The 2,447-nt window shown below is 31.8% G+C and carries 1 protein-coding gene; it reads left to right on the top strand.

Going from position 1 to position 2,447, the window contains the following annotated elements:
• On the top strand, positions 1 to 2,447 hold a 2,447-nt coding region (locus CX675_RS07985; protein WP_165395998.1), incomplete at both ends, for an FG-GAP-like repeat-containing protein.

Raw genomic sequence — 2,447 nt, 5'->3', positions numbered from 1 at the left:
ATTTGAGGTTTCAGAAAATGGTCAAGCCATTTATACCTTACCCATTGCATTGCCTCCCAGTATAGGAGATGTTGGTCCTACAATTAATTTAATCTATGCCAGCGGGCAGTTGGGCGGAATTGCAGGACAAGGATGGAGTATCAATTCCATTTCAGCTATTAGTAGAATTTCAACCCGAAAAGATCTAGATGGGTATGTTGATGGAGTGGATTTTGATGATAATGATAAATTGGCCTTAGACGGACAAAGATTGCAATTGGTTTCTGGAAATTATTGGGAAGACAGTTCTGTATACAAAACAGAGATATTATCCAATTCTAAAATAGAATTGTTTGGTTCAGGAACATCCATTTACTTCATTGTTACAAATCCTGACGGTTCTCGTTCCTGGTATGGAAACTATGGAGGTATGAATGTCGTAGATTTAACTGCTTTTTACATTGTTCGTTTCGAAGATGTAAATGGAAATTTTATTACCTATCATTATAGCAAACCATTTAATAAAGGGTTGTGTATAAGTGAAATAAAGTTTAGTGCCAATGTAAATGGTTTACAAACACCATTAAATAGTCTACAATTTAACTATAAATTAGCAAAGAGAGCTGAATATGCTTACATTAAAGGAGTTAAGCATGAAAAAGCAGAATTATTAGATAACATACAGGTTAAAACAAATGGTGTTTTATTTAGAAAATATCAACTAACTCACATTGTTGATTCACAGCTAGGATACGAGCGAGTTTCTCAAATTCAAGAGTTTAATGGAGCATTAGAGCCAGCTAATCCAGTTGTTTTTGAATACGATACGACAACGACTTCAAATCAAGGAACCGAAATAAAAACAACCTATTCAAATAATTTAAATTTTAGTGATATTCAATTGTCAGGAGATTTTGATGGCGATGGTAGATTGGATTTTATTGCAGACAATGGATTATATCGTAATTTGTTTCAAGGAAACTCTGGACAAGCTCCTGTTACATTTTCCATACCTGCGAGTAAGAGACTTACTATAACAACTCAAACATCTAATAAACTAAATCAATTTAATTCAGTTTTAGCTATAAATCCAGTATCTAATCAGACAGAATTCAAGGTATATAGTTTGAATGGTAATGTATTTAATTTATCTTATACAAAGACTTTACCTATAGATAAAAGTTTTATAATTAGGGAAACACAAGATTCTTATTATGGTAGTGTAGGTTATTCTGGTTATGACCCTGGGGATTGTGAAGCTATTTATGATTATAATGGAATGAAACCTACAGAATATTATGAGGGAGATTTTAATGGCGATGGAATTAGTGAAGTAATTATTATAAATGAAAAAAACGTAAGTTATGATTTACATTACACTAATGTATATGACAATTATAATGATTATACAACGTGTGAAATTATAAACACAGTAACTGATGGTTTCCAGACATTACTTCTAGATTTAAACCCAAATTCTTCAACTACATTGGGTTCTAGTGGATTTACAGATTTAAATACTCTTGAATTAACCTATATAGGCGAAAAATATATAGCAGATTTTACAGGCGATGGAAAATCAAATATTTTAGTGGTTTATCCTAGTCAGGCTTATAAAATATATACAATCAATCAACTAACAGTTGCGCCTTGGAATCAACTTGAATTAATTGGTGAAGGAACTTTAGATAAATATTCTAAAACTAAAGATATTTTATTTGGTGACTACAATGGTGATGGTAAAGTAGATATTATGCTACCTGACACTCAAGGTGGGTCTGGTCATACGTTATGGCATATTTATTACAGTAATCCAAAACCAAATGGAGGATCTTTTTTTGAAAAAGAATCTCATAATATAGTAGAATACTGGCCTAATACAGGGTCTTATTATGATACACAAACACATTTTAGTAAGTATTATGCATTAGATACCAATGGCGATGGAAAATCGGATATGGTTCGTGTTTGGTTTAAATACTATAAACCAGGTTGGACGATTAATGACCACGATACGCAATGGCAAATTACTACGTTTGTGAATAATATTGGGAACACGCAAATACCTGGAGCTAGTAAATTTACAGCAGATTATGTTTCTCCTTGTGAGTATATAAATACGCCTTTTGGAACGATTCCAAATTGTAATCATAATAGTGATTCACCTGATATTGTTATTCCAGTAGTTTCAAATTATAGATTTGCGGGATTAAATAGAGATATTGCAGTAGTTCATAATCATTACAATAAAGCGTATTTTGTTAAATTCCCAAAGAATGTTGCGCAAGACGCTCGAATCACAAAAGTAACTTCTTCCGGAGGAAACCTTGTTAATGAAGTAGAATATGCTACCATGGAATCGAGTAGTTTAAATAATGGTTTAGGCAATTTAGACGAATTTTATTCTTCTTCTAATAGTGTAAATTATCCTTATTTAGAGATTAAACGTTTACCTACAAATTATTTAG

The sequence above is a fragment of the Flavobacterium sp. J27 genome (genome assembly GCF_004303025.1).
Classification (GTDB): Bacteria; Bacteroidota; Bacteroidia; order Flavobacteriales; family Flavobacteriaceae; genus Flavobacterium.
Note: the sequence above shows the minus strand (reverse complement) of the source record. Positions and strands in the feature narration are given on the sequence as shown.